At 57.4% G+C, this 21,615-nt stretch carries 20 protein-coding genes and 4 pseudogenes; 14 read left to right on the plus strand and 10 right to left on the minus strand.

What is annotated here, in order from left to right; genetic code table 11:
• Window positions 1-16: 16 nt before the first annotated feature.
• The 3 genes from AC07VR_RS00870 (at window position 17) to AC07VR_RS00880 (ending at window position 2,773) form a co-directional block, all read left to right on the plus strand.
• A complete protein-coding gene (locus AC07VR_RS00870) occupies window positions 17-799 on the plus strand; it encodes a class II aldolase/adducin family protein (protein ID WP_494995150.1) in 783 nt (260 codons plus the stop codon).
• Window positions 799-1,701 carry an alpha/beta fold hydrolase gene (locus AC07VR_RS00875; protein WP_495010252.1) on the plus strand — a complete coding sequence of 301 codons (903 nt, stop codon included), beginning with the start codon at window positions 799-801 and terminating at the stop codon, window positions 1,699-1,701. Before AC07VR_RS00870 ends, AC07VR_RS00875 begins: the two co-directional genes overlap by 1 nt.
• Window positions 1,702-1,861: 160 nt before the next feature.
• Entirely contained in the window at window positions 1,862-2,773 is a 912-nt protein-coding gene (locus tag AC07VR_RS00880) for an SDR family oxidoreductase (RefSeq protein WP_495010253.1), read from the plus strand.
• 52 nt (window positions 2,774-2,825) lie between these two features.
• Here the strand turns inward: AC07VR_RS00880 and AC07VR_RS00885 are convergent, their stop codons facing one another.
• Entirely contained in the window at window positions 2,826-3,083 is a 258-nt protein-coding gene (locus tag AC07VR_RS00885) for a hypothetical protein (protein ID WP_495010254.1), read from the minus strand.
• Entirely contained in the window at window positions 3,080-5,113 is a 2,034-nt protein-coding gene (locus AC07VR_RS00890; protein ID WP_495010255.1) for an S-type pyocin domain-containing protein, read from the minus strand. The genes AC07VR_RS00885 and AC07VR_RS00890 overlap by 4 nt, the downstream gene beginning before the upstream one ends.
• Before the next feature lie 1,052 nt (window positions 5,114-6,165).
• Here AC07VR_RS00890 and AC07VR_RS00895 point away from each other — a divergent pair.
• Window positions 6,166-6,276, plus strand: a pseudogene (locus AC07VR_RS00895) (hypothetical protein); the annotation flags it as partial.
• A gap of 360 nt (window positions 6,277-6,636) precedes the next feature.
• Window positions 6,637-6,993, plus strand: a complete 357-nt coding sequence (locus AC07VR_RS00900) for a hypothetical protein (RefSeq protein ID WP_495010256.1) — start codon at window positions 6,637-6,639, stop codon at window positions 6,991-6,993.
• A 42-nt stretch (window positions 6,994-7,035) separates the two neighbouring features.
• Here AC07VR_RS00900 and AC07VR_RS00905 read toward each other — a convergent pair whose 3' ends face one another.
• Window positions 7,036-7,821 carry an IclR family transcriptional regulator gene (locus AC07VR_RS00905; RefSeq protein ID WP_494995144.1) on the minus strand — a complete coding sequence of 262 codons (786 nt, stop codon included), beginning with the start codon at window positions 7,819-7,821 and terminating at the stop codon, window positions 7,036-7,038.
• 164 nt (window positions 7,822-7,985) lie between these two features.
• On the opposite strand from AC07VR_RS00905, the gene hmgA reads away from it, so the two are divergent.
• From hmgA to maiA, 3 genes are read left to right on the plus strand one after another with little or no spacing between them, the layout of a single operon-like run.
• A complete protein-coding gene (gene hmgA / locus AC07VR_RS00910; RefSeq protein WP_495010257.1) occupies window positions 7,986-9,290 on the plus strand; it encodes a homogentisate 1,2-dioxygenase in 1,305 nt (434 codons plus the stop codon).
• A 3-nt stretch (window positions 9,291-9,293) separates the two neighbouring features.
• Window positions 9,294-10,598 carry a fumarylacetoacetase gene (gene fahA, locus AC07VR_RS00915; protein ID WP_495010258.1) on the plus strand — a complete coding sequence of 435 codons (1,305 nt, stop codon included), beginning with the start codon at window positions 9,294-9,296 and terminating at the stop codon, window positions 10,596-10,598.
• A 12-nt stretch (window positions 10,599-10,610) separates the two neighbouring features.
• On the plus strand, window positions 10,611-11,246 hold the full coding sequence (maiA, locus tag AC07VR_RS00920) for a maleylacetoacetate isomerase (protein ID WP_495010259.1): 636 nt from the start codon (window positions 10,611-10,613) through the stop codon (window positions 11,244-11,246).
• A gap of 75 nt (window positions 11,247-11,321) precedes the next feature.
• Here the strand turns inward: maiA and AC07VR_RS00925 are convergent, their stop codons facing one another.
• Window positions 11,322-12,125, minus strand: a complete 804-nt coding sequence (locus AC07VR_RS00925) for a SirB1 family protein (protein WP_495010260.1) — start codon at window positions 12,123-12,125, stop codon at window positions 11,322-11,324.
• A 181-nt stretch (window positions 12,126-12,306) separates the two neighbouring features.
• Between AC07VR_RS00925 and AC07VR_RS00930 the strand changes: the two genes are divergently transcribed.
• The 4 genes from AC07VR_RS00930 to AC07VR_RS00945 all read left to right on the plus strand — a co-directional run bounded on the left by AC07VR_RS00930 (window position 12,307) and on the right by AC07VR_RS00945 (window position 16,629).
• Complete coding sequence (locus tag AC07VR_RS00930; protein ID WP_494995139.1) at window positions 12,307-13,326, plus strand: Leu/Phe/Val dehydrogenase; 1,020 nt, start codon at window positions 12,307-12,309, stop codon at window positions 13,324-13,326.
• Window positions 13,327-13,429: 103 nt separating this feature from the next.
• Window positions 13,430-14,524: a pyruvate dehydrogenase (acetyl-transferring) E1 component subunit alpha gene (pdhA, locus tag AC07VR_RS00935; RefSeq protein WP_494995138.1), complete on the plus strand. Its 1,095-nt coding sequence runs from the start codon at window positions 13,430-13,432 to the stop codon at window positions 14,522-14,524.
• Entirely contained in the window at window positions 14,517-15,503 is a 987-nt protein-coding gene (locus AC07VR_RS00940) for an alpha-ketoacid dehydrogenase subunit beta (RefSeq protein ID WP_494995137.1), read from the plus strand. The genes pdhA and AC07VR_RS00940 overlap by 8 nt, the downstream gene beginning before the upstream one ends.
• Before the next feature lie 16 nt (window positions 15,504-15,519).
• Window positions 15,520-16,629 carry a dihydrolipoamide acetyltransferase family protein gene (locus tag AC07VR_RS00945; protein WP_494995136.1) on the plus strand — a complete coding sequence of 370 codons (1,110 nt, stop codon included), beginning with the start codon at window positions 15,520-15,522 and terminating at the stop codon, window positions 16,627-16,629.
• Between the two features lie 206 nt (window positions 16,630-16,835).
• On the opposite strand, the pseudogene AC07VR_RS00950 reads toward AC07VR_RS00945, so the two are convergent.
• Window positions 16,836-17,075: pseudogene (locus tag AC07VR_RS00950) on the minus strand (YebG family protein); the annotation flags it as partial.
• Window positions 17,076-17,435: 360 nt separating this feature from the next.
• Here AC07VR_RS00950 and AC07VR_RS00955 point away from each other — a divergent pair.
• Entirely contained in the window at window positions 17,436-17,936 is a 501-nt protein-coding gene (locus AC07VR_RS00955; protein ID WP_494995135.1) for a phosphate-starvation-inducible protein PsiE, read from the plus strand.
• On the opposite strand, the gene AC07VR_RS00960 is transcribed toward AC07VR_RS00955, so the two are convergent.
• The 3 genes and pseudogenes from AC07VR_RS00960 to AC07VR_RS00970 all read right to left on the minus strand — a co-directional run.
• Complete coding sequence (locus AC07VR_RS00960; protein ID WP_495010261.1) at window positions 17,933-18,262, minus strand: DUF3509 domain-containing protein; 330 nt, start codon at window positions 18,260-18,262, stop codon at window positions 17,933-17,935. The two genes, AC07VR_RS00955 and AC07VR_RS00960, sit on opposite strands and share 4 nt — an antisense overlap.
• Window positions 18,263-18,696: 434 nt before the next feature.
• A pseudogene (locus tag AC07VR_RS00965) lies at window positions 18,697-18,819 on the minus strand (HAAAP family serine/threonine permease); the annotation flags it as partial.
• Between the two features lie 67 nt (window positions 18,820-18,886).
• Window positions 18,887-19,176: pseudogene (locus tag AC07VR_RS00970) on the minus strand (L-serine ammonia-lyase, iron-sulfur-dependent, subunit alpha); the annotation flags it as partial.
• Between the two features lie 279 nt (window positions 19,177-19,455).
• Between AC07VR_RS00970 and AC07VR_RS00975 the strand changes: the two are divergent.
• Window positions 19,456-19,863: an HPF/RaiA family ribosome-associated protein gene (locus AC07VR_RS00975; protein WP_494995133.1), complete on the plus strand. Its 408-nt coding sequence runs from the start codon at window positions 19,456-19,458 to the stop codon at window positions 19,861-19,863.
• A 162-nt stretch (window positions 19,864-20,025) separates the two neighbouring features.
• Here the strand turns inward: AC07VR_RS00975 and AC07VR_RS00980 are convergent, their stop codons facing one another.
• Entirely contained in the window at window positions 20,026-20,778 is a 753-nt protein-coding gene (locus AC07VR_RS00980; protein WP_494995132.1) for an SDR family NAD(P)-dependent oxidoreductase, read from the minus strand.
• A 22-nt stretch (window positions 20,779-20,800) separates the two neighbouring features.
• Window positions 20,801-21,586, minus strand: coding sequence for a sulfite exporter TauE/SafE family protein (locus AC07VR_RS00985; RefSeq protein WP_494995131.1), 786 nt, complete (start codon window positions 21,584-21,586; stop codon window positions 20,801-20,803).
• Window positions 21,587-21,615: the final 29 nt, after the last annotated feature.

Here is a 21,615-nt window from a genome sequence, read left to right on the forward strand (position 1 = left end):
TGCCGAGGTCACTGCCGTGAGCGTAGCCCCCGTTCCATCGACACAGAATGTGAAAGACCAGGTCAGCGCCGCCGAGTGGCAGACCCGTGTGGATCTGGCAGCCTGCTATCGGCTGGTGGCGATGCATGGTTGGGACGATCTGATCTTTACCCACATTTCGGCCAAGGTGCCGGGCACTGAAGATTTTCTGATCAATCCCTTTGGTTTGATGTTTCACGAAATCACCGCGTCCAGTCTGGTGAAGGTCGATCAGGCCGGCAACAAGCTGATGGACAGTCCCTACGAGATCAATCCCGCGGGCTACACCATCCATAGCGCGGTGCATGAAGTGCGTCACGATGTGGTTTGCGTCCTGCATACCCATACGGCTGCTGGCGTGGCGGTTTCGGCACAGAAGCAAGGCGTGTTGCCGATCAGCCAGCAATCGCTGTTCGTGCTCGCAAGCCTTGCCTGTCACGGCTATGAAGGTGTGGCGCTGAATCACGAAGAGAAGGCGCGACTGCAAGCCGATCTCGGTGAAAACAATTTTTTGATGCTGCACAACCACGGTCTGCTGACCTGTGGTGGCACGATTGCCGATACCTTCCTGATGATGTTCACCTTCCAGCGAGCCTGCGAAATCCAGGTGCTGGCGCAGAACGGCGCGGCGGAGCTGATTACGATCGAGCCGCAGATTCTGGCAGGGGCCAAGGCCATGATCGCCGGGGTCACGAAAAGCGCTCAAGGCATGGGTGGCATGCTGGCCTGGCCAGCGCTGCTGCGCAAACTCGATAAACAAGACTCGGGATACAAACTCTAATGCATCTCGCCGAGATCCCTCTTTGCGTCTGGCGAAAGCGCGGGAAGAGCTTTGTGTTTCGCGGCCAGACCATTCGCTACTGGATGGCGGGGCAGGGGGAACCGCTGTTGCTGATTCATGGCTTCCCGACCGCCAGTTGGGATTGGCACTATCTCTGGCAGCCGCTGGCTCAGCGCTACCGGGTGATTGCCTGCGACATGCTCGGCTTTGGTGACTCGGCCAAACCGCGGGATCATGAGTACAGTCTGCTGGAACAAGCGGACCTGCAACAGGCGCTACTGGAGCATTTGGGTATCGAGCAGCCGGTGCATGTGCTGGCCCATGATTATGGCGATAGTGTTGCCCAGGAACTGCTTGCCCGTCATTACGAAGCCAGTATCCATATTGCCAGTTGCGTGTTTCTCAATGGTGGCCTGTTCCCGGAGGCCCATCGTCCGGTGCTGATACAGAAACTCTTGCTCAGCCCCTTGGGCTGGATGATCGGCCGGGCGTTCAGCCGTGACAGGCTGGTCAAGAGCTTCAGCCAGATCTTCGGTCCTCAGACCCGGCCCAGCGAAAGTGTGCTGGATGACTTCTGGAGCCTGGTCGACAACAACCATGGGACGCGGATCCTGCACAAATTGATCAGCTACATCCCGGAGCGTCGGGTGCAGCGCGAGCGGTGGGTCAGCGCCATGCAGCGTGGTGACGTGCCGCTGCGGGTCATTGATGGTGAGGTCGATCCGGCTTCCGGTGCGCACATGGTTGTGCGCTACCGGGAGTTGATCCCGGAACCGGACACCATTCTACTGGCCCGGATCGGCCATTACCCCCAGACCGAAGCACCGGTGCAGGTGCTCAAACATTATCTGGATTTTCGTGACCAGCTTATTTCCCCACCCAGGAAAATGGTGTGCTCCTGAACTCGTTTCTACGAGGTTTTGCGTTCGACGATTCTCACTTTCAGCCACCAATCATCCCCCTGCCTTATCGCGCACCATTCAGCCTGCGCCGTATTCATTGTGACCAGCAAGCCTGTGCCTGACACTCAACGTATTGTCCATTGGCCTGCTGGAGTTCCGTATGAATGAGTCTGTGCGCTTCGAAGATAAAGTCGTGATCGTCACCGGTGCAGGCGGTGGCCTCGGACGGGCTCATGCACTGCTGTTCGCTAAACATGGTGCAAAAGTGCTGGTCAACGATCTCGGCGGTTCGGCTCAGGGCGAAGGCGCAAACGCATCGGCGGCAGACCGTGTGGTGGCAGAGATTCGTGATGCAGGCGGGATCGCCCAAGCCAACCACGACTCGGTCACCGATGGCGACAAAATCGTTCAGAACGCTATGGATGCATTTGGCCGCGTTGACGTAGTCGTAAACAACGCCGGTATCCTGCGGGACAAAACCTTCCACAAAATGGACGACAGCGACTGGGACCTGGTTTACCGCGTGCATGTCGAAGGCGCCTACAAAGTTACCCGCGCCGCCTGGCCGCATTTGCGTGAGCAACGTTATGGCCGGGTTATCTTCACCGCCTCAACCTCAGGCATTTACGGCAACTTTGGCCAGTCCAACTATGGCATGGCCAAACTCGGCCTTTATGGCCTGACCCGCACTTTGGCCATCGAGGGCCGCAAGAGCAACATCCTGGTCAACGCTATCGCCCCCACCGGCGGCACGCGCATGACCGAAGGGCTGATTCCGCCGCAAGTCTTCGAACAACTCAAACCGGAACTGGTCAGCCCGCTGGTGGTGTACCTGGCCAGCGAAAATTGCCAGGAAACCTCCGGCCTGTTCGAAGTGGGCGGCGGCTGGATGGGCAAAGTCCGCTGGGAACGCAGTCTCGGCGCAGGCTTCGATCCCCGTGAAGGCTTCTCGCCGGAAGACGTCGCCGCCCATTGGCAACAGATCTGCGACTTTGAAGGTGCAGCTCATCCGAAGGACAACATCGAAGCGTTGAAGGAAATGATGGAGAACTTGCAGAAGTATTCGTTGTAAGAACTGCACGTCACCAAGCCGCTGATCTGCAGCGGCTTGGTGAGTTCTGTGTTTAGACGTATCTTTTTTCTGTTACGAACTTTGGTTCTTTCCAGTTAGGGCCTTTGGTTGCCAGTCCTTTTTCACCGTTGGCCAGTACACCTTCTTCGAAAAGTCGTGCATAGACTTTTTGAAGTTCTCCGTGCTGGATGGCTTCACGATTGTAGCGTCTGATCATCATATCTAAGTGTGGAGGTGCTTTTGCTAGTGCAAAGACAGACACAATATCTTCTAATGACTCATTTTTAACGATCTGCTCAATAGTGTTCATTGCTGCATGTCCTTCAGAAGACTTTGAAAATATTTTCTGTCCTGTTCGTCTGCTGCGGCTAAAGCTTCTTCTGTGTAAAGTAGTGAGTTATCGTCTTTAACTTTGTAATCTTCGAGAGCTGCAGTATGAGCGTTGTTCCATGTAGGGGAATCTTGTTGCGGTGTATCTGTGTCGCTGTAACCTAAAGCTCTAAATCTATCCAGTTCTCTAGTTTCATGAGTGTAGTAACGTTTGTCAATGTCAGTGAAGTCGAGTTCTCCCTTCAGAATTTTTTCCAGTCGTTCGATCATCACGTTGTTAGCGTCAGAGGCTGCAAGTCGACCAGTATGAAGTTTTACCAAATCTATTCCTCCTTGAGAGATGATGGCAGAACTCCATTCCAGATCCTGAATCGGTCCTCCCGCCTGATCTGGATTGAAGTCGCGTCCACTGTGCTCCCCCGTGGCAGTGGCGCCATCGTAAGGGCTGCTGAACACCACATAGAGAGGCGGTATGGCGGAATCATCCGGGAACACCGTGATGAAATTTTCCCAACCCGTCACCAGGGCGGGGAGTCTGTCTATGCGCCCCTCCACCGGTACAACTGTGGCACCGGGATAAACGGGGAGGTCAGGCTGTGCAACTGGCAATTGGGTAGAGCTGTTACCTGGCGTCACCGCAGGTGTCCAGGTCAGTGTGCTGGTCGACGAGTTGGGCGGGGTCACACGATAGACATTGAGCTGCGCATCGTAGGTCGCCAGCCTCACCGGCACGGTTGACGGTAGTTTCACACCGTCGGTTGTCGCAACGAAGACCTCTATTCCTGTCTCTGTTGGTTTGAAACCAATACGCATTGGCAGGTCTGTTCCTCCGCTTTCAGCGGCGATCGCCCAAAGCTTCTGATGTTGTACGGGCGCCAGTTCCGCCAAGGGGATGCTCATGGCCAAACGTTCACTGTTCCCCAGTCTGGAAGGAACAAGCAGCGCGGCAAATCCGACCAGTACAGGACCGAGCATCGTCAGTGCCGCCGCACCTGCTGCTATCAGTGCCGATCGCAACGCAGTGATGATCGCAATCGATGTTTCGGGGGCGAGGAGGATAACAGTCGAAGCAAAGGAGATAACGGGTCTGGATGCTGCAGATGCACCAGAAGCTGGGTAGGTGCTGGTGGTCTTGAGCGCGTCCTGACGCAGACGCTCCTGCGCCCATAGGATTTCTTGCTGTTCGGTTTCAAGGCGAAGCAGTTCCGCCTGGCGCTGAGCCTCTGCCAGTTCCGCGAGACGAGCCTGTTCGGCGGCGATGTGCTGAGCAGCCGCTTTTGCAGCAGCCTCAGCCTGCTCGTTGGCCAATCGTTGAGCTTCTGCCAATGCTGCAACCCGCGCCTGCTCTCGAGCCCGGGCCTCTGCTTGCGCGTTGATGCGGGCCAATTCGGCAGCGACCCTCTGGGCTTCCTGTTCCGCAGCCATTCGTGCCTGATCATCTGCCTGCACAGCGCGGAGAAAGTTCTGCACATTGACGGATTGCTGGTTGAGCAACTGAATGGTTTGGGACAACAATCGTGCGTCGTGGGCCGCCCTGTACGACGTGGCCCACGCCTGCATCGCAATACCATCGGGGACAACCACCTTCTCCAGGGTCAAGGCTTTTGGGTAGAACTCCTGCAACGGCCTGTCAATTGGGTCGAAGCCATAAAATTCATTGGCGATAGCCGTTTTGTAATGGAACTCAGCCGTCTTTCGAATCAATAGTTTGTTACGCACGCCCAACTCGCGAATGATCGCTTCAGCGGGCGGAAGCGGGTTGGTTGGACCTTCCAGCCTTGTTGCGGCCAGTTCATTCTCAATGGTTTGCGGTAGTTGGTTGGATAGGGTTTTATACTCCTCTGCCAATGTACTGGCGGTGGTTTTCAGTTTGTGCAAATTTATTCCGACTGCCGGCTGGAAGCCGGGCTTGGACGTTCTGTCGAAACCTCCCCCAATGGGGTCTTTACCGGGTGGTGGCTGAGCACCAACGTAGATTGCTGGAAGTACATTTTCCTGACGGTCAGACATGTTTTGTTCTCCGTGATATTGATCAGTGTCAACTTACTTAGAGATGAATGGTTTAGGCTCGATGTTCGAGCGTAAAAATTGTTTGTTGAGTATTGATTTTCTTGTGCATTACTTGTCCTGCGTTGGATGCGAAAAGTTAAGCGTTTGAGCAAGTGCTTACATGTTAGCGAATGGCGTTTGGTAATGGGTCTGAGAAGTGTGTAGGTTATTTCCTGTTTTTGTTGCGTGCGTCGAAGGTTTGGTTTTTTGTTAATAATTGAAATATGTGAATTAAAGGTGGGATGTTTTTTTATGTGTCAGCTAAAAGTTATTTGTTTTCTGTAGAGGCTTTCTGGTTTGTTGCTGGTCGCAGTTCTGCGTGTAAAGCTCGCCCTGCGACCACTTTACTTTTCAGTACATTGGGGCGAGAGGAATCAGGCGCAGATAAAGTTGCGGGCAGATGGAGCAAGCAAAAAAAAGCCGCTGCATCAGCAGCGGCTAAAATAAGACGTTAGATAAAGGAGCAATAAATCAACGTCAGTGAACTCAGTGGTAACAGCTTGAATAAGTTTTTTCAAGCTGTCCGAATGCTATCAATCAGAAGTGGAGTATTCACACTTCACTGTTTGCTCTTTCTGGCTGTTTGCCGTGAAAGCCCGGCAAGAATAAACACTTATCTCCCCGTGAAAAATAGTGATTCAGAACAATGACTGTTACAGCTTCAGCAACAGTCACCGTTCAGACTGCGCGCGTCCCCGTAGCAGCTGCCGAAAGCTGCGTCCGAGCCTGGGTCGCGTCCGACCGACGCACACGCAAAACCAGACACCGTGTTTTTCAGGATAACCAGGTCTGCATGATTTACGACTGCTGCGCAGCCGGACGCAGCCTTCGGCAGCTGCTACAAAAGCCGGTGCTATCCATCCCCCTGATAACGTCCCATCCAGCCCACGCATGCTCCGCTGCAAGCCCTGGCAGGCGCAGGCATTCATCCTTTCGAGGTACAACGCGAATACCTCCTTGGTGCGCTTATCGCTCCCGATTGCCGACAGTAGGGTGAGGCCTTCTGTCACTCATTTATCTCGTTGCATATGGTGAAAACTCATGCCCGGTGGATTCACGGCAAGCTTGGGGTGGAACGCCGGACTCAGGCGGTCGCCAAGGCCAGGCAGCTGGAACTGATGTGACGTGTATATGCCTTTAATATCTGGCGCTGTGAAACTCAGTGAGTGAGTCTTGGATGAGTAAAAACTGTACGTGACTCGAATGAACTGTGTGGGCCTATGATGTTCTTTTTACGAAATCATACATATTTCAGTGAGCGATGCTTTTGTAATCGGCTATAAATTTATTCGCGGCAAGAATAAGTGGTGCCTTGAATCTGCTCTGTCGGTCCATCCTTAATTAACCAAAGGGAGTCTTCGGAGCCGATTTGTCCCTTGCGAACAGTATGAGGTGGTTTGTAAGTAACGTTTGATTATCAGAAGGCTCATGTATTGATATTCCAGACTTGGAGTCTGGGCACGTGAGCGTTAAAAGGAGCAGTTATGAGTGACCGATATTTTCACAAGAATGATCCGCGTATTACCGAGCTTCACAAAGGCCATATTGCACATGCAGTGCGCGTACTCTTGGGTGAGCGTCTTGAAAAGCTGGGGCTTCACCCTGAAAGGACATACATCACCAGTGTTGATAATCTTGTCTCTCAGCAAATTTTCGGATCGCGGACGCTGTTCGACGAGGTGCTGGAGAAGGTTCAGGAGAACGATCGACCCACGTATAGCCAAGGGAATGTCGGTATTTTTACCGAGTCGTATTCGTTTGCACCTGAACATAAGGTGAAGGGGTTGGACATTATTCAGTTTGAAAACATGCTCATCAACATCGTCGATGTATTGAATTAACGATGTTGACGCTGCACCGGACGACTCTATTGAACCGTCCGGTCAGCGCTCATACCCCATTCTCCAACTCACCGCCTGCGTCGCCGCCAACAAACGCTGCGCGGCCGGGCCATTCTCATCGGCATGAAACAACGACGTCGGTCCGACCACCGTCAGCACTGCCGCCACATTTCCGACCGCGTTGAACACCGGTGCCGACAACGCGTCCACACCCGGCATCAACAGGCCATGGACATGATGCAGACCGCGTAAACGGATCTGTTCGCACACTGCCGCGTAAGCCTTCTCATCGGCCAGCAGATGACCAGCGCTCGCTTTCAGTTCCTGCTCGCGCAACTCGATGGTTTCGCGGTTCGGCAGGAAAGCGCTGAACACCAGTCCTGTCGATGAGCTGAGCAATGGCAATACCGAGCCCAATTGTGTGACCACCGTCACTGCGCGCACCGCCGGTTCGATATGCACCACGGTCGCACCCTGATTACCCCATACCGCGAGGAAGCACGTTTCGTTCAGCTCGTCGCGCAACTCGGCCAGCGGCAGCGCGGCGACTTTCAGCACGTCCATACTGCTAAGAGCGGCCAAACCCACGCGCAATGCTTCACGGCCCAGGCCGTAATGGTTGGTGGCGGTATTTTGCTCAGCAAAACCGCTGGCAATCAGCGCCTGCAAATAGCGATGGACCTTGCTCGCCGGCATCTTCACGTGTTCGGCCAGACGCGACAAAGAAGTGGCCGGCGACAGTTCCGCCAGGGCCTTGAGGATGTCAGTACCGACCTCGGCCGAGCGGACTTTCTGTTTACCGTTGCTGTCGCTGGTGTTCTTTTCCATGGAGGCGGTGTGATCCCGAGACGAATGGACGTCTTTATAGCTTGACGCTCAATACCAATCAAATTACGTTATGCGTAATCTAATTACGATAAAAACAATGCAGGCGTGCTGAGACTTCTGGATCGGAAGGTACAGCGCTCTGCTCACTCCACTCAGGAGGCTCCATGGACCTCGATTCCTCGGCGCAAGCCTTGGCTTATCAGTCAGGCTTTGGCAACGAATTCAGCAGTGAAGCGCTGCCTGGCGCGTTGCCCGTCGGCCAGAATTCTCCGCAAAAAGCGCCCTACGGTCTCTACACCGAACTCTTCTCCGGCACCGCGTTCACCATGGCTCGCAGCGAAGCGCGGCGCACCTGGATGTACCGCATTCAGCCATCGGCCAACCACCCGGCGTTCGTCAAGCTGGATCGGCAACTGGCGGGCGGCCCGCTGGGTGACGTCACGCCTAATCGCCTGCGCTGGAACCCGTTGGACATTCCCGGCGAACCGACCGATTTCATCGACGGTCTGGTGAGCATGGCTGCCAACTCGGCGGCGCAGAAGCCGGCCGGGATCAGTATCTATAACTACCGCGCCAACCGCTCGATGGAGCGGGTGTTCTTCAACGCCGACGGCGAGTTGCTGGTGGTGCCGGAGCAGGGCCGTCTGCGTATCGCCACCGAACTGGGTGTGCTTGAGCTGGAACCGCTGGAAATCGCCGTGCTGCCTCGCGGTATGAAATTCCGTGTCGAGCTGCTCGATGCCCAGGCTCGCGGCTACATCGCCGAGAACCATGGCGCACCCCTGCGCCTGCCGGACCTGGGGCCGATTGGCAGCAACGGCCTGGCCAATCCGCGGGACTTCCTGACCCCGGTCGCCCATTACGAAGACCTCAAGCAGCCCACTACCCTGGTGCAGAAATTCCTCGGCGAACTCTGGGGTTGCGAGCTCGATCATTCGCCGCTGAACGTGGTCGCCTGGCACGGTAACAACGTGCCATACAAATATGACCTGCGGCGTTTCAACACGATCGGCACGGTCAGCTTTGACCATCCCGATCCATCGATCTTCACCGTCCTTACGTCGCCGACCAGTGTCCACGGCCTGGCCAACCTCGACTTTGTGATCTTCCCGCCACGCTGGATGGTGGCCGAGAACACCTTCCGTCCACCGTGGTTCCACCGCAACTTGATGAACGAGTTCATGGGGCTGATCCAGGGCAGCTATGACGCCAAGGCCGAAGGCTTCCTGCCGGGTGGTGCGTCCTTGCACAGCTGCATGAGCGCCCACGGGCCAGACGGCGAGACCTGCACCAAAGCGATCGCCGCTGAGCTTTCGCCGAGCAAGATCGACAACACCATGGCTTTCATGTTCGAAACCAGTCAGGTGCTGCGCCCGAGTCGCTTCGCCCTCGACTGCCCGCAGTTGCAGAATGACTACGATGCTTGCTGGGCGTCGTTGCCCGCTACCTTCAATCCGAACCGGAGATAACCGATGAATCAGCCAACCATCACTCGTAGCTGGGTTGCCTCCGCCAACGGCCACGCCGATTTCCCGCTGCAAAACCTGCCGTTGGGTGTGTTCAGCATCAATGGTTCTTCACCCCGCAGCGGCGTGGCGATCGGTGAGCACATCTTTGATCTGGAAGCGGCGCTGGAGGCCGGTCTGTTTGACGGCGCAGCACGCACGGCGGTCGAAACTACCCGCGGTGGCCAGTTGAACGCGTTCTTCGAGCTGGGCCGCAGTGCTCGCCTCGCTTTGCGCGAACGTCTGCTGGAACTGTTCGCCGAAGGCAGCACCCTGCACGGCAAGATCGAAGCCCAAGGCGCGAAGTTGCTGCCACTGGCTGCGAACTGCCAAATGCACTTGCCAGCGAAGATCAATGATTACACCGACTTCTATGTCGGCATCGAGCACGCACAAAACGTCGGCAAACTGTTCCGTCCCGACAACCCGCTGTTGCCGAACTATAAATATGTACCGATCGGCTACCACGGCCGCGCATCGACCATTCGCCCGTCCGGCACCGACGTGCGTCGGCCGAAAGGCCAGACCCTGCCGGCCGGTCAGACCGAGCCGACTTTCGGCCCATGTGCGCGCCTGGACTATGAGCTGGAACTGGGTATCTGGATCGGTCAGGGCAACGCCATGGGCGACTCGATTGCCATTGGCGATGCTGCGGAGCACATCGCCGGTTTCTGCCTGCTCAACGACTGGTCGGCGCGGGATATCCAAGCGTGGGAGTACCAGCCGCTGGGTCCATTCCTGTCCAAAAGCTTCATCACCAGCATCTCGCCGTGGGTGGTGACGGCCGAAGCCCTGGAGCCATTCCGTCGTGCCCAACCGGCCCGTCCGGAGGGCGATCCACAGCCGCTGCCGTATCTGCTCGACAAGCGTGATCAGGCCACCGGTGCCTTCGATATCGAACTGGAAGTGCTGTTGCTGACCGAGTCGATGCGCGAACAGAACCTGCCGGCCCATCGCCTGACTTTGAGCAACACTAAACACATGTACTGGACCGTGGCGCAGATGGTTGCGCACCACAGCGTCAACGGCTGCCAGCTGCAGGCCGGCGATCTGTTCGGTTCGGGCACCCTGTCGGGGCCAGAGAATGGTCAGTTCGGCAGCCTGCTGGAAATCACCGAGGGCGGCAAAAAGCCGATCGAACTGGCGTCGGGCGAAGTGCGTAAATTCCTCGAAGACGGCGACGAAATCATCCTGCGTGCTCGCTGCAGTGCTGACGGTGTTGCCTCCATCGGTTTCGGCGAATGCCGCGGCAAAATCCTGCCGGCACGTTAAGAGGTTCTAGCCATGGAACTCTATACCTACTATCGCTCGACCTCGTCCTATCGGGTGCGCATCGCGCTGGCGCTCAAGGGGCTGGATTACCAGGCGCTGCCGATCAACCTGATCGCCGCCCAAGGTGGCGAACATCGGCAGCCGGCGTACCTGAGTGTCAACCCGCAGGGCCGCGTACCGGCCTTGCGCACCGATGAAGGCGACTTGCTGATTCAGTCGCCGGCGATCATCGAGTACCTCGAGGAACGTTATCCACAGGTGCCGTTGCTGTCCAAAGATCTGGCCACCCGCGCGCACCAGCGTGGGGTGGCAGCGTTGATCGGTTGCGACATTCATCCGTTGCACAACGTCAGCGTGCTCAACCTGCTGCGCCAATGGGGCCATGACGAGGTTCAGGTGGTGCAGTGGATCAGTCACTGGATCACCCAAGGGCTGGCGACGGTCGAGCACTTGATCGGCAACGAAGGTTACTGCTTTGGCGGCGAGCCGGGGTTGGCGGATGTCTACCTGATCCCGCAGGTGTATGCGGCCGAACGGTTCAACATTTCCCTTGAGGGCTATCCACGGATTCGTCGGGTGGCCGCGTTGGCTGCTCAGCATCCGGCGTTTCTCAAGGCGCATCCGGCGCAGCAACCCGATACACCGTAGTGTGAGGGTTGATGATCGTTCCCACGCTCTGCGTGGGAATGCCGCCATGGACGCTCTGCGTCCGTCAATTCAGACTCAATGCACAATCGAATTAGGCGGTAAATGCCCCAACCGCTCGGTCAGTCGCAACCGCTGTATCGGGTCTTCACTGAGCAGCAACGCATGCTCAAGATCGAAGCGCTCGGCATTTGGGCAATCCAGACGTTGATACAGGCTGGCGCGGGCCAGGTAATCGGCTGCGCTGGCGTTACCCAGCTCCAGCACACGTTCGGCGTCGATCAGTGCGCCGAGGTTGTCGTTGTTGGCGAGGTGTAACTGGCGCAGGTTGCGCGACAGGCGCTGCAACATGTGAATCGGCTCGGCGGTGAGTAAATGCTCTGCGCCAAGCTTCATGTTCGGACCATATTGGCGTTGCAGCAGCTCACGGCAATCATTGGGATATAGCCGTCGCCCGCCGCACGGGTCGAGCAGATGGTCAGTACCAGGCACTCGCAGCAGGAAATGCCCCGGGAAGTTGACGCCGACCAGGGGGATTTCCAGACGCCTGGCCAGCTCCAGGGCAACCAACCCCAGCGCCAGCGGTTGTCCGCGTCTGCGTTCCAGTACTTTATTGAGCAGTGCAGCCTGGGGTCGCAGCGGGGTGGAATCATCCTGCGCAAAGTGCAGGTCATTCATACGGCGCAACAAGGGCTGCCCGAGCTCAGTCACCGGCAACATCGGCAAACCGGAGCTGACCCGTTGCTGCAGCTCTATGAAATTGTGCAACAGCACCTCTGGCTCTACCGCCGGATCGTGCTCGACAGCGATCCACAGTGCCGCTTCAAAGAGCGCCGGTGGAGAGCGTTGCAGACAGGCGAAAAAAGCTTGGCGGGGGGTCATCAAAATCTCCGGTGAATGCCTCGTTTTAGCCCCGTCGCCGGCTTTCGTCCAGTGCCGTGCGCATGACGTTGCAGGTTATGTCTGAAAGCCTTCAAACAGCCTCGGCTTATTCCCGTGTGCTTCAGCAATCTTTTACCGGAAGCCTATACTGGCGACATAAGCTTTATTCGGGAGCCCGATGATGTTTGCTCTCATGCAAAGCACTCGCCTTGAATCGCTGCACCTGAGCGTCGACCCAAAGACCGGGTTGAAGGCGGTGATTGCCATTCATTGCAGTCGCTTGGGACCAGCCCTGGGCGGTTGTCGTTACCTTGCCTACCCCGACGACGAAAGCGCTGTGGTCGACGCTGTGCGTCTGGCCCAGGGAATGAGTTACAAGGCTGCATTGGCCGGTCTGCCTCAAGGCGGCGGCGTAGCGGTGATCGTTCGCCCGCCTCATGTCGAAAGTCGCGCCGCCTTGTTTGAATCTTTCGGCCGCTGCATCGAACAGCTTGACGGTCGCTACATCACCGCCATCGACAGTGGTACCTCGGTTGCCGACATGGATTGCATTGCCCAACAGACCCAGCATGTCACCAGCACCACCGCTGCGGGCGATCCTTCGCCGCACACCGCCATGGGCGTGTTCGCCGGAATCCGCACCACTGCCATGGCCCGTTTGGGCAGCGATAACCTTGAAGGTTTGCGCATTGCCATTCAAGGTTTGGGTAATGTCGGCTTTGCACTCGCCGAGCAATTGCACGCCGCAGGTGCCGAATTGCTGGTCAGCGACATTGACCCCGGCAAAGTACAGTTGGCCATGGAGCTATTGGGGGCTCATCCAATTGCCAATGAAGCGCTGCTCAGCACCCCGTGCGACATTCTCGCGCCTTGCGGTCTGGGTGGTGTGCTCAACAGCCACAGCGTCGCCCAATTGCGCTGCGCGGCGGTAGCCGGTTCCGCGCACAATCAGTTGACCAACCTGCTAGTCGCCGATCAACTGGAAAATCGCGGGATTCTGTATGCACCGGATTACGTGATCAATTCCGGTGGGTTGATTTACGTTGCGCTGAAACATCGTGGCGAAGAGCTGACGACCATTACCGCTCACCTCTCGAAAATCGGCGCACGGCTGACCGAAGTCTTCGCCCACGCCCAGGCCGAAAAACGCTCCCCGGCGCGGGTGGCTGACGAGTTGGCGGAGCGCCTGCTATACCGATAGGAGAGAGCAAAGACCCCACGACGGCCGACTTGCTCGAAAGGCCCGCGCCACAAGCACCGGGCTCAACAGCATCACGCTTATCCGGCGTGCAAGGAGCGGTGCCATGCCCAATAAGGTCGACCTTCCCTATACCCGCTATTTATCTCCCGACGGCAAACTGCTTGGTGAGCTTCCTGCCTGGGCGGATGATTTCAACCTGCTGACGCGCCTCTACCGGCAGATGGTGTTGACGCGCCTGTTCGATCAGAAAGCCGTCGCTCTGCAACGCACCGGGCGCATTGGGACTTACGCGCCGACCCTGGGCCAGGAGGCGATCGGCGTCGCGATTGGCAGCCTGATGCGCCCCGAAGATGTGCTGGTGCCCTATTACCGCGACACCGCCGTGCAATTGATGCGCGGGGTACGCATGGAAGAAATTCTCCTGTATTGGGGGGGCGACGAGCGCGGCAGTGACTTTGCCGAACCTGCGGTGGCCCAGGATTTCCCCATCTGTGTGCCGATCGCGACCCAGGCGCTGCATGCCTGTGGCGTCGCCAGTGCATTCAAGATCCGTGGCGAGCATCGGGTGGTGGTGACCACCTGTGGCGACGGCGCCACCAGTAAAGGTGATTTCCTCGAAGCCCTCAACGTGGCCGGAGCCTGGCAGTTGCCGGTGGTGTTCGTGGTCAACAACAACCAATGGGCGATCTCGGTACCGCGGCGGATTCAGTGCGGCGCGCCGACTCTGGCGCAGAAGGCGATTGGCGCCGGGTTCCACGGCGAGCAGGTCGACGGCAATGACATGCTCGCGGTGTATGAGCGCATGCAAATCGCCCTCGAGCGGGCGCGTCACGGCAAAGGCCCGGTACTGCTGGAATGCCTGAGTTATCGTCTCGGCGACCACACCACCGCGGACGACGCCACGCGTTACCGCCCGGCCGATGAGGTCAAGCAAGCCTGGCTTGAAGAACCGATCAAACGCCTGCAAACCTTCATGGCCGGGCAGGGTGTCTGGGATGAAGGTCGCGAGCAGGCGCTGATCGCCGAATGCCAGGGTCTGGTGCAGCGTGCTGTGGATAACTTCGATGCGGCTGGCAATCAAGCGCCGGAAGCGGTGATGCGATACGTCTATGCACAGTGGCCGGCGGCCTTGGCGGAACAGCGCGAATGGTTTCTCGAAAGGATTGCGCGGCGCGCGGGAGGTTCGGCTCATGAGTAACGAAAAAGTCAGCCTCCTGGAAGCCGTGAACCTGGCCATGCACCGGGCCATGAGCGAAGACGAAAATGTCATCGTCCTCGGCGAAGACGTCGGCGTGAACGGCGGTGTGTTTCGCGCCACCCAAGGATTGCGGGACAGCTTCGGCTTCAAACGGGTCATCGACTCGCCACTGGCGGAAACCATGCTCGGTGGACTTGTGGTGGGCATGGCCGCTCAAGGCTTGAAACCGGTGGTGGAAATCCAGTTCATGGGTTTTATCTATGCCACCATGGAGCACCTGGTGTCCCACGCCAGCCGCATGCGCAACCGCACGCGTGGGCGGATCACTTGCCCGATGGTAATGCGCTCGCCGATGGGCGCCGGAATTCGTGCGCCGGAGCATCACAGCGAAAGTACCGAAGCATTGCTTGCGCATATTCCGGGGCTACGGGTGGTAATTCCATCGTCGCCGGCAAGAGCCTATGGCTTGCTGCTGGCGGCCATCGATGATCCCGATCCGGTGGTGTTTCTCGAGCCAACCCGGCTCTATCGCATGAACCCGCAACCGCTGGTCGATGACGGCAAACGCCTGCCGCTGGATACCTGCTTCACCCTGCGCGAAGGCAACGACATCACCTTGATCAGTTGGGGCGCCAGCGTCATGGAAACCTTGCAGGCCGCCACCGCGCTGGCCGAGCAGGGCGTTTCGGCGGAGGTAATCGATGTCGCCTGCGTCAAACCTTTGGACCTCGACACCCTTGAAGCCTCGGTACGCAAGACCGGTCGCTGCGTGATCGTCCATGAAGCACCACGCTCCTGTGGCGTCGGCGCGGAAATCGCTGCGAGCCTCTACGAGCGGGTATTGCTGCAATTGCAGGCACCGATCCAGCGAGTCACCGCGCCGGATATTCCGCCACCGCTGTACCGGCTCGAACACCTGTATATCCCCAGCGTCGAGGACATTCTTTACGCCTGCGATACCGCGCTGAATTTCGCCTGAGCCCGAGGAGGGAGCAATGAAATATTTCAAACTGCCCGATCTGGGCGAAGGTCTGCAGGAAGCGGAGATTGTCGAGTGGCACGTCAAGGTCGGCGATACGGTGAAAGCCGATCAACTGCTGGTCTCGGTGGAAACCGCCAAGGCCCTGGTGGATATCCCCGCGCCCTATGACGGTGTGGTGGCAAAAACCTACGGCGGCGAAGGCGACATCCTGCATGTTGGCGAGCCCTTGCTTGGCTATGAAGGTGAAGCTGATGCGGGCACCGTGGTCGGGCGCCTCGAAGGCGGCGGCAACAGCCAGGACGATCAGTTTTTCGTTGGTGCCGCGCCCTCGACCCGCGAACACATGGCTACTCGCGCCACTCCGGCGGTGCGTCAACTGGCACGGCAACTGGGCGTCGACTTGAGTGCGCTGAGCGGTTCCGGCGCTGATGGCTTGATCACCCGCAGCGATGTCGAGAACGCGTCCCAGACCGAGCGCGAAAAATTCGGCGGCGATAAGCTGCGTGGCGTACGTCGCAGCATGGCGTTGAACATGGCCAGGTCCCACGCTGAAGTGGTGCCGGTGACAATCTTCGGTGATGCCGATTTGCATCGCTGGGGGCACGCCAGGGATCCGTTGATTCGTCTGGCCAAGGCCATGGCCGCCGCTTGTGCGGTGGAGCCAGTGCTCAACAGTGCGTTCGATGGCAAGTCGCTGTCGATCAAGCAGCACGAAACACTCGACCTGGGGATCGCCGTGGACACACCGGATGGCTTGTTCGTGCCGGTGCTGCGTGACGTGGGCAATCGTAAATCGGCAGACCTGAAAGAGGGCATGAGTCGTTTGCGAGCGGACGTGCAGGCTCGCTCGATACCGCCCAAGGAGATGATGGGCGCGACCCTGACGCTGTCCAATTTCGGCACCTTGTTCGGACGTTATGCCAACCCGGTGGTGGTGCCGCCGCAAGTGGCAATCCTCGCTGCCGGCGGGATTCGCGACGAACCGGTGGCGGTGAACGGCAAGGTGGCGGTGCATCCGGTGCTACCGCTGTCATTGACCTTCGATCACCGGGCAGTCACGGGAGGCGAAGCGGCGCGCTTCTTCAAGGCGTTGGTCGAGGCTCTGGAAAAGCCTGAGGATTAGACTTTTCATTCGCCCATGAAAAAGGCCCTGAGCCATTTGACTCAGGGCCTATTCAATTCGGGCGTTGCTTACTTGGCGGACTTGGCGGTTTTCGCGGGCTTAACGGGTTCAGCTGCTTTAGTCGCTTCAGTCGCTTCAGTCGCTTCAGTTGTTTCAACCACTTCAACCACTTCAACCGATTCAGTTACTTCAGCCGGCACGTTGAGCAACTCGGACAGTGCATCCGGTTGGCTCTTGAATGCCCTGGCGAACACATCGCGGTTTTTCGCCATGTAGATCCCGGCTTCTTCCACTTGCTGTTCGGTCAGCGACGGAACCGCTTTTTGCAACACTTCAGCCAGCAACTCAGCCAGTTCGAGCATTTTGTCATGACGGTCAGCTTCGGCTTTATCCATGAACAAGCGCTCCAGATCTCGGCTGCTGCGGTATACCACTTCGACGGCCATTCACCACCTCACATGCCTTTACGATAGTTGTCTTGGCGACTACTGTATTTTTATACAGCTAAAAGGATAAGCGAATCCCTGCGCTTTGGGTAGTGGCTTTTTAATGTAGTCGGGATTTTGGGTTTGTCAGGTAAACCGAGGTGCCTCATTCGCGGGCAAGCCTCGCTCCTGCAGGTACTGCGTTCATGTAGGAGCGAGGCTTGCCCGCGATGATGGCGCCGGTACAGGTGCCGCAGAAAAGTGCCTCATATCACCCCGTCACCATCTCACTTCTCAGGCTCTGGCCTTTTTTCTGCATGCAGAGAAACCGTCACGTCAAACCCGCATGATCTGGTCGAACCGACCTAAGGAAATACCATCGTGAAAATCAATTGGGCCGAGAACCTTCGCCAAAATGTCCATCAGCTGGCCGAGTCGCTGGGCAATCTGTTCGTCGAAACGTTCCACTACCTGGCGCTGTTCGCCATTGGTGCGGTGACGGCCTGGGCGGCGGTGATAGAATTCTTGCAGATGATCGAGGCGGGTCACATCAAGATCGATGACATTCTGCTGCTGTTCATCTACCTCGAACTGGGGGCGATGGTCGGGATTTACTTCAAGACCAACCACATGCCAGTGCGCTTCCTGATCTACGTGGCGATCACCGCGCTGACCCGCCTGCTGATTTCCAATGTCTCCCACCACAATCCGCCAGACGTTGGCATTATTTATCTGTGCGGCGGGATTCTGCTGCTGGCATTTTCGATTCTGGTGGTGCGCTACGCCTCGTCGCAGTTCCCCTCGGTGAAGATTGCAAACCCGCAGCGCAAAGCCGGTGCGGGTTCCAGCGAGCATTCGGAAATCGAGGAGGGCGAGCGTTAATTCCGCATTGCCAGAGGGGGCTGACCGCCCGGCCAGCTCTTGCGTGGAGGAGATGGAAGTTCGAGGTTGTCGCTGTCGGTCATCGCCTCGAGAATTGCCATGGCGCTGTGGCCCTGTTCGATGGCAATGCCGAACTGAATACTTTGCACCAGTCGTTTCAGGCGCTGCGGGTCGTTGCGTTGCTCGATGCTGATCATGCGTTTGGCCACCACACGGCCAGCGTTGGAAAGGGTCAGCATGATGCTGCCGTCGAGCCCTTGAATGCTCAGATTGACCTGATAATGCGGGGCAAAAGCATCGGTAATGATCTGAAAAGGATTGTCCATAATGCGTCACCGCGTGATTGGATCTTGCAGTCATTGACCGGTCGTGATCGGGATTGGTTCGTACTTCCAGACCATCGGCAGGCCGTTCGCTGAGGTTTCATAAGTCCATTTTCCTCCTGACCGACAAAGCAAAGGGCATGCCGGGAAAATCGTCAGACAATAGACCGGCAATAAAAAGGCGGGCTCACGGGCCCAATGCCAGTCAGTTAAGGAATTTCAGGTTCAGCGCTGTCCCCCGTAGCAGCTGCCGAAGGCTGCGTCCGGCGGCGAAGCCGTGGCAAATCCTGCTTCCACGATTTGTCTGGAATACCGCAGTGACTGTTTTACGACTGCTGCGCAGCCGGACGCAGGCTTCGCCAGCTGCTACGGTTCGCGTAATGTCTTGACTGACTGGCATTAGGCTCACGGGCCCGCCTTTCAAAACACTGCCCGTTTCAGGGCATGAACGAGAAGATGATCGCCGAAAGCGCCACCAAACCGATCACGACCACGAACACGTTCGACAGCTGCCCGGAGTACTGGCGCAGCGCCGGCACCCGGCGAATCGCATACATCGGTCATCAGTATCGCCTAATCATTGTTTTTACTGGGGCTCACGGAAAAAGGACGGTTAAGGAGTGCTCGTCAGCATTCCACCCAGCTCACCGCCAGGCCGCCCCGTGAAGTTTCTTTGTATTTGTCATGCATGTCGGCGCCGGTATCGCGCATGGTGCGGATCACCCGCTCCAGGGAAATGAAGTGTTTGCCATCGCCGCGCCAGCACCGGAAATCGAGGCGTTTTTCTTGCACAGAATCCCCACCGCTGCCGCGCCGAGGAAGAACGCTCTGACATCGTCATCGCAGGCTTCGGGATTGAACTTCATGTCGTAATGCAGCACTGCGGGGATGATTCCGGCGGCGCCGGCGGGCGGTGCATGACTGGCTGGTGGAGGAGGGGATTTTTCGCAGCATGCACCCGTTGGGCGAGGGGCAATTGTGAAAATTGGAGAGGGAGAGCCGAGGCGACCCAACTCCCGACATTAACAGCGCTTTTGCGTGTTGTCCGGCTTTTTTTGTGAATGAAAATTTATCTTTTTTTAGGGGTTGAATTGTTCTGCGCGCAGCCCGACTCTGTAAGCAAGAGGTCACGGTCATCACGCCTCAAGGCGTTGCCGGGGAACCTCTCGCGAGCTAGCTGAAATAAGGGATGAACTATGCAAATCCAAGTCAATAGCGATAACCATATTCAAAGCAGCATCCGACTGGAGGAGTGGGTACGTACTACCATTGAGAGCACGCTCGAACGTTACGAAGAAGACCTGACACGGGTCGAGGTTCACCTGCGGGACGAGAACGGCGACAAACCGGGTCCCCACGATATGCGCTGCCAGCTTGAAGCGCGGCCAAAAGGCCATCAACCGATTTCGGTCACCCATAAAGCCGATACGCTGGACCAGGCGATCGAAGGTGCAGCCACCAAGCTTGAGCACGCGCTGGAGCATCTGTTCGGCAAACTGCGCGGTAAACGCGCCACCGTGACGCCAATCCAGACTGGCGCTCATGCAGATGCGCTGCTTGAAGAAGAGTTTCTGGAAAATGAACAGGCCGCGCTCAATAGCTGACGCCTGACATACCTTTACCACCCCAATGAAAACGGGCCTGCAATCGCAGGCCCGTTTTGTTTGTGGCAATTGGTGCCTGACTCTTGATCGTTCCCACGCTCCCGCGTGGGATTGATCGTTCCCACGCTCTGCGTGGGAACGATCATCGCCGATGCAAAAACCTCAAAGATTGCGTGCGATGCTCAAGGCCGAATAGGTCTGGGCGACGGGCATGATTTCGATGGAGTTGATGTTCATGTGTTCCGGTTGCTGGGCAATCCATGCCACGGTATTGGCCAAATCCTGCGGCAGGATGGCGTCGACGTCCTTGTACAGTGCCGCGACCGCTTCCAGGTTGCCATCCAGGCGCACCACGGAGAAATCCGTCCCCGAGCAAAGCCCCGGTTCGATATTGGTCACGCGCACTTTTGTCCCCGCAAGGTCTGCCCGCAGGTTCAGGCTGAACTGCTTGACGAAGGCTTTGCTGGCGCCATACACGTTGCCGCCGGGGTAGGGGTAAGTACCGGCAATTGAGCCGATGTTGATGATCAGGCCGGTATTGGCTTCGACCATGGCGGGTAGAATCTTGTGCGTGACCATCGTCAACCCGGTGATGTTGGTTGCGATCATCCGCTCCCAGTTCTGTGCGTCGGCGTTCTGTGCCCGTTCGATGCCCAGAGCCAGACCGGCATTGTTCACCAATACATCAATCTGCAAAGACGAATCACGAATGGTTTCGATGGCTGCATCCAGCGATGCCGGATCCGTGACATCCAGGGTCAGGGGAATGAAGTTCTCTCCCAATTCCTGCTCAAGTTCCGCCAACTTGTCAGTGCGGCGTGCGCCACCAATGACGCAATAACCGTCAGCAATCAGTTTACGGCAGATGGCTTTGCCGAACCCGGCGGATGCGCCGGTTACAAATGCGGTTTTCATGGTGTTCTCCCGTTGAAAAAAATCAGGCCAGGTACTTCACGCCAAGGCTGGCGAACAGACAGAGCATCGACAGCACCAGCACTTGGCGCACCACCTCGTTACCCTTGCGGATCGCCAGGGCACTGCCCACGTGATTACCCAGGATGTTGCACAGCACCAGTGGCAGTGCCAGCAGATAGACGACTTTGCCGGCCATGACGAAAGCCACCAGTGCACCGATATTCGAGGCGAAGTTGAAGGTTTTGGAATTGGCGGAGCTCGATACCAGATCCATCTTCAACAGGTAATGAAAGGCGATGATGAACATGCTGCCGGTGCCTGGCCCAAAGAAGCCGTCGTAGAAACCGATCACCAGGCAGGTCAGCGGGACCACGGTGTAGAGCACCCGATTGCTCAGGGTGTGTTCTTCGACGGGGCGATCTTTGGGGGTCAGGAAAATCAGGATGCCGATCGGAATCAGCGCGAGGATGATTTTTCCCACGGTTTCCTGAGAGATTGAAATGATCAGGTGCGCCCCGAGGTAGGCACCCAACAGGGAAAACGGTACCCCGACCAGTGCCACTTTCCAGACCATTTTGCTGTTGGCCAGAAAGTTTCTGATGGCGGCGATCGTACCCAGGGTGCTGACCAGCTTTTCCTGACCGAGCGCGACCTGAGGCGGCAACCCGACCAACAGGAAACCCGGCACCAGAAACAACCCGCCACCACCGGCGATGCTGTCGACAAAGCCTGCAACAAAGGCGATAGATCCCAGCATCAGGATCGCGAATATCCAGTGTTCAGCCCAAAAAGATCCCAGCAATTCCATGGTGATACCTGACGAGTGTGAGTTGAAAA

The organism is Pseudomonas sp. GW821-FHT02H09 (assembly GCF_059421425.1).

Coding starts and splice junctions, on each gene's coding strand:
- AC07VR_RS00875 (WP_495010252.1), top strand. CDS start 799: ATGCATCTCGCCGAGATCCCTCTTTGCGTCTGGCGAAAGCGCGGGAAG.
- AC07VR_RS00880 (WP_495010253.1), top strand. CDS start 1,862: ATGAATGAGTCTGTGCGCTTCGAAGATAAAGTCGTGATCGTCACCGGT.
- AC07VR_RS00885 (WP_495010254.1), bottom strand. CDS start 3,083: ATGAACACTATTGAGCAGATCGTTAAAAATGAGTCATTAGAAGATATT.
- AC07VR_RS00890 (WP_495010255.1), bottom strand. CDS start 5,113: ATGTCTGACCGTCAGGAAAATGTACTTCCAGCAATCTACGTTGGTGCT.
- AC07VR_RS00900 (WP_495010256.1), top strand. CDS start 6,637: ATGAGTGACCGATATTTTCACAAGAATGATCCGCGTATTACCGAGCTT.
- AC07VR_RS00905 (WP_494995144.1), bottom strand. CDS start 7,821: ATGGAAAAGAACACCAGCGACAGCAACGGTAAACAGAAAGTCCGCTCG.
- hmgA (WP_495010257.1), top strand. CDS start 7,986: ATGGACCTCGATTCCTCGGCGCAAGCCTTGGCTTATCAGTCAGGCTTT.
- fahA (WP_495010258.1), top strand. CDS start 9,294: ATGAATCAGCCAACCATCACTCGTAGCTGGGTTGCCTCCGCCAACGGC.
- maiA (WP_495010259.1), top strand. CDS start 10,611: ATGGAACTCTATACCTACTATCGCTCGACCTCGTCCTATCGGGTGCGC.
- AC07VR_RS00925 (WP_495010260.1), bottom strand. CDS start 12,125: ATGACCCCCCGCCAAGCTTTTTTCGCCTGTCTGCAACGCTCTCCACCG.
- AC07VR_RS00930 (WP_494995139.1), top strand. CDS start 12,307: ATGTTTGCTCTCATGCAAAGCACTCGCCTTGAATCGCTGCACCTGAGC.
- pdhA (WP_494995138.1), top strand. CDS start 13,430: ATGCCCAATAAGGTCGACCTTCCCTATACCCGCTATTTATCTCCCGAC.
- AC07VR_RS00940 (WP_494995137.1), top strand. CDS start 14,517: ATGAGTAACGAAAAAGTCAGCCTCCTGGAAGCCGTGAACCTGGCCATG.
- AC07VR_RS00945 (WP_494995136.1), top strand. CDS start 15,520: ATGAAATATTTCAAACTGCCCGATCTGGGCGAAGGTCTGCAGGAAGCG.
- AC07VR_RS00960 (WP_495010261.1), bottom strand. CDS start 18,262: ATGGACAATCCTTTTCAGATCATTACCGATGCTTTTGCCCCGCATTAT.
- AC07VR_RS00975 (WP_494995133.1), top strand. CDS start 19,456: ATGCAAATCCAAGTCAATAGCGATAACCATATTCAAAGCAGCATCCGA.
- AC07VR_RS00980 (WP_494995132.1), bottom strand. CDS start 20,778: ATGAAAACCGCATTTGTAACCGGCGCATCCGCCGGGTTCGGCAAAGCC.
- AC07VR_RS00985 (WP_494995131.1), bottom strand. CDS start 21,586: ATGGAATTGCTGGGATCTTTTTGGGCTGAACACTGGATATTCGCGATC.